Source organism: Bacillus paranthracis (assembly GCF_001883995.1).
Lineage (GTDB): Bacteria > Bacillota > Bacilli > Bacillales > Bacillaceae_G > Bacillus_A > Bacillus_A paranthracis.
The window spans coordinates 214,626-222,221 of sequence record NZ_MACE01000005.1; the positions used below are offsets into that span (position 1 = coordinate 214,626).

Genomic DNA, 7,596 nt, shown 5'->3' on the forward strand with positions numbered 1-7,596 from the left:
ATTCATTCGCCTACTTTAAAATATTTTCGAATAACTCATCGGCCGGAACGATTTCTTTCGTCATTCCTTTATCTTTCAACCATTTATTTTGTTTCTCCCATGACTCTTTTGAATCTGATAAAAATGGCTCATCTTTCGTTTCCATCTTCTCTAATAAAATTTTCATACTTTCCTTTTCAACTTCTGGCACAAGTGGGAAGTTTTCTTTTTCTTGATGATTTAATAAAATATTCAATGCTTCATCTGGGTTTTTCTTCATAAAATCATAGCCTTTTTTCGTACCACGCAAGAAAGCTTGCAAAGCTTCTTTATCTTTTTTCAATGTTTTATCACCTGTTACAAATACGAGCTCATGATAATTCGGTACACCATAATCTGCTGGATTAAAGTATGCTGGTTCATGACCTTCATGACGCATAACAGGTACTTCGTGGTTAATATATGCTCCTGTTACCGCATCCACTTTTTTCGTAATTAATGCTGGTACTAAATCAAAACCAACATCGACTACTTTCACTGTATCTGGATTACCACCAGCTTCTTTTACCATCGTTTTTAAATACATCTCACTTAAAGGTGTTCCAGAATACCCAACTGTTTTACCCTCTAAATCTTTTGGCGATTGAATGCCTGCAGACTTCAGCGATACAACATGATTTAATGGTGAACGTACGACGGCTCCAATTGATTTCACTGGAATTTGTTCATTTGCTTTTGCCATGACAACATCTGGCTGATAATATAAGCCAACTGTTACTTTTCCTGCAGCTGCTAACGTTAATGGGTCAGTCGGATTAGAAGGGAATTTAATATTTACCTTTACTCCTTCTTCTTTAAAGTAACCTTTTTCAATTGCCGCATAAATAAAGCTATGTACCGCATTTGGGTACCAATCAAGCATGACCGTTATTTCTTTCTCTTTTTTATTCTTATCTGATGCTGAATTACTCGAACATCCAGCAATCATTGCAACTAATAATGTAAGCACAAAGATGCGTTTTAAAAATTTCATGAATGCTTCCTCCAACTAATGAATTTCTTTTCTAATACCGAAATAAGTACGACGAAGAAAATAGCTAATAATGATAACAATACAATGGGTGCAAATACACCTGCCCCGTCTAATTGCGTCATCATTCTCTTACTGAAATATCCTAGCCCCGCTTGTGCACCGAGCCATTCACCAATTGCCGCCCCAATTACACTAAGCGGTACTGCAATTTTTAAAGCTGAGAAAAAATAAGGAAGAGCAGACGGCAATTTTAATTTAAGAAAAACATCTTTTTTCGTTGCCCCATACGTAACTAAAAGCTCTTCCCATTCTTTTTTCGTACTGCGCAGTCCATCATACGTATTAACCGCAATTGGGAAAAACGTAATTAAAACCGTAACAACAACCTTACTCCAGATCGTATATCCAAACCATAAAACGAAAAGCGGAGCAAGCGCTGTAATAGGAATCGTTTGTGAGGCAACTAATAATGGATAAAATGCTCTCTCCATCCAATTACTCGCATTCATTAACATCGCTAGCCCTACCCCAAGTACGATAGAAATAGCCACCCCTATTAAAACGACATATAATGTTGCTGGCAAATGAACCGTAAATAATATGTCTTTTAGTTTCCATATCTTCATTACAATTGCAGACGGTGACGGTAAAATGTACATTTCATCTACAATTCTTGCGCCTACTTCCCAAAGAGCAAGTAAAATACTAGAAAGTGTAAGAGCAGGTAATAGCTCCTTCAACCGGTTCATCATACGAGTACCTGCCTTTGCAACATACTAAGAAGCTCATCTTTCAGCGCTAATACTTCCGGTTTATATAAATCTTTTCTTGTCCGATTATGATCAAGCGGTACAATCCTCTCGGTTAAAGTAGTTATCGGTTGCTGCTCTACCACTAAAATTCGATTAGAAAGAAACAATGCTTCTTCCACATCATGAGTGATAAATAAAATTGTTTTTTCCCACTCTTTCCATTGTTCAAACAACCATTCCTGCAAAGATGCCTTCGTTAAAGCATCCAACGCGCTAAACGGTTCATCTAAGAGCAATATCTCTCCGCCTGTTAATAAAGTTCGAATGAAAGATACGCGTTGCCTCATACCACCAGATAAATCTTTCGGATATTTTGTCTCATATCCTTGTAAACCAAATTTGTGTAACAGTTCCTTTGCCTTTATTTGTGCTTCTTTCTTCTGTACACCTTGGCACTCTAGCGGCAGGGCCGCATTCTCAATAATCGTTCTCCATGGCAGGAGCATATCTTTTTGGGGCATATACCCTACAGGATGGCTCTTTGTTTCTGTTAGTTCTATCTGTCCCGTACTCGCTTCTTCTAAACCTGTAATAAGGCGAAATAAAGTACTTTTCCCGCATCCACTCGGTCCGATAATGCTTACAAACTCTTTATCTTGTATAGAAGCATTTAATTCATTAATGATTGGCTTCTCATCATAATGAAAAGAAACATTATGAAACTGTAGTATGTTCTTGCTCCTCAAATCCCCACATCTCCTTACGGTAGGACATATCCCAGAATAAATATTCAAATCGACTGGAATATAGGAAAATCTCCTCTAATCGATCTAGCTCTTTTTCAGACTTTCCAACTGCCATTTCATTTAATAAATCTATTAACCAAATACAAAGATTACCGTATTCTTCCGAACTATATCCTTGAATCCACTCACCAAAGAACTCATGATCTCTTGCTCCAGGAATATCATTTAAACGCTTTCCAATCTCCCAGTAGCTCCACATACATGGAAGAAGTGCTGCTATTAATTCCGCAAGTGTGCCATTTTGAGATACAGACATCATGTAATTTGTATAAGCTAAATTTTTAGCAGATGGCTTTGCAGACTCTATCTCCTCTATAGAAATTCCAAGTCTTTTTGCATACTGTTTATGAATTGTCATTTCTCCATTTAATATCCCATCAATTTGTTCAGCAAATTTCCCCATAACTTGTGGATTTGTTGCCTTTACAACACCGATCGCATATAACTTTGCATAATCTAACAAGTATAAATAATCTTGAATAATATAATACTGAAACTTATCTTTTTCTAACGTACCATCCCCCATACCTACAACAAATGGATGATTATGACTCATCTCCCAAACTGGTTGTACAGTTTCTAATAATCTATCGCAAAATTTCATTTCTCTATCCCCTTTCAATTTATATATCTAAATAAAAAACCACTTCTAAATAAGAAGTGGTTACAGCAAATAAAATTATAATTTATTCGTTGCTCCACTTCCCTTCGCTAGTATTATCTAGATCAGGTCTGTAAGGGTTAAGGATTATTCCTCTCTCAGCACAACAAGCACCCCTAGTGGTTTCAATATGAAATTTTCAAATAAAAAAGCCCCGTTTCTATACGCAAAGAAACGGGGACTCATTATTAGTGTCCGAATTGCTTCCCTACGCTAGCATAATCTAGATCAGGTAATAAAAAGGATCAAAGACTTAAGGTCTTACTCTCAGCTGGCAACACCAGCTCTCCTAGCAAACTATAAAATTATCACTGTCAGTATAACACCGTAATAAGACATCATCAACTGTTTTAATTTTCTCAATTGTCAACAAAATAACAAAACCATATAACACTTATATTCTATCTTAGAAATTATTATCCTAATAAATTGGATAAAAAGGAATCATTATCCTCAAAAAATTTATTTTTATATTGATTTCATATTACATTTATGTGAATACACCCACTATATTATATCTTTATACTATAATAAAATTACAACTATACAACTAGAGGAGGTCTCTATTATATGAATATGAAAGCTACTGCTTTAACAGCAACTACTGTCGCAATTGCTTCTTTACTTCCTTCTATGGGAGAAACAAATGTACAAACAGCCAACGCTGAACAATTATCTAATGTGAAAACTGGATATGTCAAAGTCGATCAAGTAGCCTTACATACAAAAGATAACGCAAATAGCTCATCAATTGATACAATTCGCTTTAATACGAAAGTGAATATACTTGAAACAACTAATGGCTGGTATAAAGTATCTGTTAATAATAAAGTAGGTTACGTACAAAAAGATTCTATTCTACTAAAAAACAAACTTCAATCTAATAATCAATATATCGTCAATGCCAATGCATTAAACGTTCGTTCTGAACCTAATTTAGAATCTTCAATTTTAGATGTATTACCAAATGGGAAATTCGTTACTATTCAAGAAGAACAAGGTGAATGGTATAAAATTTTACATAATGGCAAAACAGGTTACGTACAAAAGGCATTCGTATCTAATGGTTCACAGCCTTTAGTAAAAGGCATCACAGTTCAAAATAATACGAAATACACAGTTGCAACACCTAAACTTAATGTGCGTAGCAACGCTAGTACAAGTAGCGCACTACTTGGTTCATTACAAAATGGTACACAATTACAAGTAGTGGAAACTGTAGGAACTTGGTATAAAATTCGTTTTGGCACAGGATACGGATATGTGGCAAAGCATTATGTAGTGCAAAATCAAACGCAATCACAAGCTCAAACGGCTCAACCTACTTCCATTCCAGCCGTTTTCAAATTCCCTACTCAAGGAAAAATTAGCTCAACATTTGATATGCGCTGGGAACAAATGCATTATGGTATAGATATCGCAGCTCAGGGTAATGTCTCTATCCAGGCTGCTGCGGCAGGTAAAGTCGTGAAATCATATTATTCAGCTAGCTATGGCAATGTTGTGTTCATCGCCCATCAAATAAACGGGAAATTATATACAACAGTCTATGCTCACATGAAAGATCGCACTGTACAAGCTGGTGATCAAGTACAAGCTGGACAATTAGTAGGTCATATGGGAAACACAGGTCATTCATACGGGCAACATCTTCATTTTGAATTACACAATGGAGAATGGAATTTTGAAAAAACAAATGCAGTAAACCCACTGCCATATTTAGTTAGGTAAATTGTATGCCACGCAATATCAATATACCTCTCTTAATTGAATACTTAGCCTTTTTAGGCTTAATCTGTTGCTTAGTAATTTATAATACAAATACTGTATTTTTATCTATTATCATTGCTTTTGTTGCTTTAGAAATTATGATGGAAGCTTTTCAAGTTCAACTAAAACAAAAAATTGCCCATATTTATAATGCCATTTTTCTATTAAGTGCTTTAATAACAAATATTATTAGTAATGGTTTTTATTTATCTACCGTGTTTCCCGTATTTTTTATGGCTGTTTTATTATTCATAGCTAGATACATTCATGTCCCTAATAACAAAAAACACGAACAAGAAGCTTAGAAAGAGGAGACACTGTGTACCAATCTTTCAAAGATAATCCGATAAAATATATATTGAATTTATACAAAAAAACAAATACTTTTTTTGGTATACAAGGAAGCTATACGGCACAATTTCTCCTTTATGGAATGTTATTTCTCGTCTTAATTACATTCTCCTTGCTTTACTAATAAAAAAAGGATCTCACAATTGAGATCCTTTTTAATTTATATAGAAAGTGCTCTTTATCCACAAGCATATTTTTCATAAATAAAGCTAAGATTATATTTTTTCTCTAAGCTCATTCTTTGTTCATCATCACACCAATAGAACAGAATATCATGAATCGTTGCATAACGCTTATTTTTAAGAAACAGTTTAAAGAAAGATGGTAAACAGTCATGTAATTGTATAAATATATAATTGCGTAATATTTCTTCTTTATATTTAATGCCCTTACAAATATACAATAATTCTTCACAATAATATGCATGTTGTGGAACTTGGATCATTTCAAAAAATGGCACATATGATAATAACTTTCCAATAAAATGATCATATCGATCCATTATCCCTATCGTCATATGCTCCATCATATCTTTCATTACATATAAATAATCATCTACATGAGTAGTCTTGAGTGGGTCTAATCGATCTGAAATTTGAGAAAGTACAGCCCTTTGGCAAGCTAACACCGCTTGACTAGGTCCATAATATGATAGAAAGTCTGTACACTTACGATACTTTCGTAATAAATCATATGTATATAAGTCATAAACAAAAGTATTACAATACATCGCTAAACTCATCATATCACTATTTAATTGCTCTTTTGATAGTGACTTAGCTCTCTTACACATATAAAAAAATGTAAATTCTAATACTTCTTTATGGGATAATAAATGTTTACAGTCTGTTATACATTTCTCATTAAATTTAACTCTATCCCAAATTTCTACATCTCCATCAGTTAATTCACCAATACGATATTTAATTATTAAATAGTTTAAAGCAACCGCCTGCGTCAAAAGATCCCACGTTTCATATTCCAATGAAGTATGAACAAACTCAGCTAGCCCTTGAGTTACCATAAAAGTATTCGCTTCTTCATACCAACCAATTTCTTGGCATAAGCGAAGAATACGTACTAAAGTTGGAATTTCGTCTTTATGAAATTGCGGTAAATTCTTTGCTTTATTCATTCCATATACGATAAATGCCGCTAAATTTTCTTCTTTATAAAATTCTTTTTCTTTCCACACTAATATAGTTCGTTCTTTCCCTTCACCTTTTGGATGACAAGGTACAAGCAAAGAAAATAATTCAGCGAAATTATTTGGTTCTATATATGTATCTGTAACCAAATTCCAATTTGGATCGCGCTGTACAGCCTTCATATAATTCCCCTTCCCTTTTATCTACATAGGAAATATTAATCCATTATCACATCATTAACAATAAATATTGTTATATTCGAAATCAATCATAATACTTATATCTATCAGTATATCATTTTTTCTCTTATTTATAATTAGGAATGACAAATTTAAATAAACTGTCGAAATTACTAACTGTATACTTATTATATAATGGCTCAGATACATCATGCTAACATATTAGCTTAACCCTATATACTAGAATAATGTATCTGATTTTTATACGTAACGTATTACACTAATTAAAGTCTCACTTCATTCCGTATGCTCTGATATTTCACTTAAAGCAAATCCCGCTTGATCATCTGCCGATTCTTTTATAGCTAAATCTCCTAGTGCTAACATCCCAACGAGTTGACCACTCTCAACTACTGGCAATCGTCTAATTTGATACTGTGCCATTAACTCTGTAGCCTTTTCAATAGGATCATCTGGAGAAACTGAAACAATGTTTTTTGTCATTACATTTGTAATTTTATTAGATCCAGGATGTTTTTCAGCAATCCCTCGAACAACTAAATCTCGGTCCGTAACAAGACCAACAACTTGTTCATTTTCAACAACCGGGATCAATCCAATCGATTCTTCTTTCATCTTTACAGCAGCTTCATATACATTGTCTAACGGTGTACACTGTACAATATGAGTGCTCATCAAGTCTCTCACTCGTGTCATTTGTATCTCCTCCTTTTTATACATACCATAGCTTTTCCTAAATCCCTTTATTTATTTCAGGAAAATCAGTTGATAAAGGAGAATGAATGCACAATAAAAAAGAGTCAGCATATTGCTGACTCTTTTTTTATGACCCGTACGGGATTCGAACCCGTGTTACCGCCGTGAAAGGGCGGTGTCTTAACCACTTGACCAACGGG

8 protein-coding genes, 1 tRNA gene and 2 riboswitches are annotated in these 7,596 nt (G+C 34.2%); of the genes, 2 read left to right on the forward strand and 7 right to left on the reverse strand.

Features of this window, described 5'->3' with window-relative positions; translation table 11 throughout:
* Window positions 1-10: 10 nt before the first annotated feature.
* From BAQ46_RS01625 to tenA, 4 genes are read right to left on the reverse strand one after another with little or no spacing between them, the layout of a single operon-like run.
* Window positions 11-1,012, reverse strand: a complete 1,002-nt coding sequence (locus tag BAQ46_RS01625; protein ID WP_000670443.1) for an ABC transporter substrate-binding protein — start codon at window positions 1,010-1,012, stop codon at window positions 11-13.
* Entirely contained in the window at window positions 1,009-1,761 is a 753-nt protein-coding gene (locus BAQ46_RS01630) for an ABC transporter permease (RefSeq protein ID WP_044790963.1), read from the reverse strand. Before BAQ46_RS01630 ends, BAQ46_RS01625 begins: the two co-directional genes overlap by 4 nt.
* On the reverse strand, window positions 1,761-2,510 hold the full coding sequence (locus BAQ46_RS01635; protein WP_001256806.1) for an ABC transporter ATP-binding protein: 750 nt from the start codon (window positions 2,508-2,510) through the stop codon (window positions 1,761-1,763). Before BAQ46_RS01635 ends, BAQ46_RS01630 begins: the two co-directional genes overlap by 1 nt.
* Window positions 2,479-3,174, reverse strand: coding sequence for a thiaminase II (gene tenA / locus BAQ46_RS01640; RefSeq protein ID WP_000666826.1), 696 nt, complete (start codon window positions 3,172-3,174; stop codon window positions 2,479-2,481). The genes BAQ46_RS01635 and tenA overlap by 32 nt, the downstream gene beginning before the upstream one ends.
* 82 nt (window positions 3,175-3,256) lie before the next feature.
* Window positions 3,257-3,359: riboswitch (TPP riboswitch) on the reverse strand.
* Window positions 3,360-3,419: 60 nt separating this feature from the next.
* Window positions 3,420-3,532, reverse strand: a riboswitch (TPP riboswitch).
* A 269-nt stretch (window positions 3,533-3,801) separates the two neighbouring features.
* Between tenA and BAQ46_RS01645 the strand changes: the two genes are divergently transcribed.
* Both BAQ46_RS01645 and BAQ46_RS01650 read left to right on the forward strand, forming a co-directional pair.
* Complete coding sequence (locus tag BAQ46_RS01645) at window positions 3,802-4,962, forward strand: SH3 domain-containing protein (protein ID WP_044790929.1); 1,161 nt, start codon at window positions 3,802-3,804, stop codon at window positions 4,960-4,962.
* A gap of 5 nt (window positions 4,963-4,967) precedes the next feature.
* Window positions 4,968-5,306: a hypothetical protein gene (locus BAQ46_RS01650; RefSeq protein ID WP_001137811.1), complete on the forward strand. Its 339-nt coding sequence runs from the start codon at window positions 4,968-4,970 to the stop codon at window positions 5,304-5,306.
* Between the two features lie 224 nt (window positions 5,307-5,530).
* On the opposite strand, the gene BAQ46_RS01660 is transcribed toward BAQ46_RS01650, so the two are convergent.
* The 3 genes from BAQ46_RS01660 to BAQ46_RS01670 form a co-directional block, all read right to left on the reverse strand.
* The gene (locus BAQ46_RS01660; RefSeq protein WP_000648924.1) at window positions 5,531-6,682 is read right to left on the reverse strand and encodes a DUF3965 domain-containing protein; all 1,152 of its coding nucleotides are present in this window, start codon (window positions 6,680-6,682) and stop codon (window positions 5,531-5,533) included.
* Between the two features lie 294 nt (window positions 6,683-6,976).
* Window positions 6,977-7,396 carry a CBS domain-containing protein gene (locus BAQ46_RS01665; protein WP_000199015.1) on the reverse strand — a complete coding sequence of 140 codons (420 nt, stop codon included), beginning with the start codon at window positions 7,394-7,396 and terminating at the stop codon, window positions 6,977-6,979.
* Between the two features lie 130 nt (window positions 7,397-7,526).
* Window positions 7,527-7,596: transfer RNA gene (locus BAQ46_RS01670), tRNA-Glu, on the reverse strand.

What these genes read in the sequence shown, in the direction of transcription:
- BAQ46_RS01625 (WP_000670443.1), bottom strand. Translation starts at nt 1,012, where the DNA reads ATGAAATTTTTAAAACGCATCTTTGTGCTTACATTATTAGTTGCAATG.
- BAQ46_RS01630 (WP_044790963.1), bottom strand. Translation starts at nt 1,761, where the DNA reads ATGAACCGGTTGAAGGAGCTATTACCTGCTCTTACACTTTCTAGTATT.
- tenA (WP_000666826.1), bottom strand. Translation starts at nt 3,174, where the DNA reads ATGAAATTTTGCGATAGATTATTAGAAACTGTACAACCAGTTTGGGAG.
- BAQ46_RS01645 (WP_044790929.1), top strand. Translation starts at nt 3,802, where the DNA reads ATGAATATGAAAGCTACTGCTTTAACAGCAACTACTGTCGCAATTGCT.
- BAQ46_RS01650 (WP_001137811.1), top strand. Translation starts at nt 4,968, where the DNA reads ATGCCACGCAATATCAATATACCTCTCTTAATTGAATACTTAGCCTTT.
- BAQ46_RS01660 (WP_000648924.1), bottom strand. Translation starts at nt 6,682, where the DNA reads ATGAAGGCTGTACAGCGCGATCCAAATTGGAATTTGGTTACAGATACA.
- BAQ46_RS01665 (WP_000199015.1), bottom strand. Translation starts at nt 7,396, where the DNA reads ATGACACGAGTGAGAGACTTGATGAGCACTCATATTGTACAGTGTACA.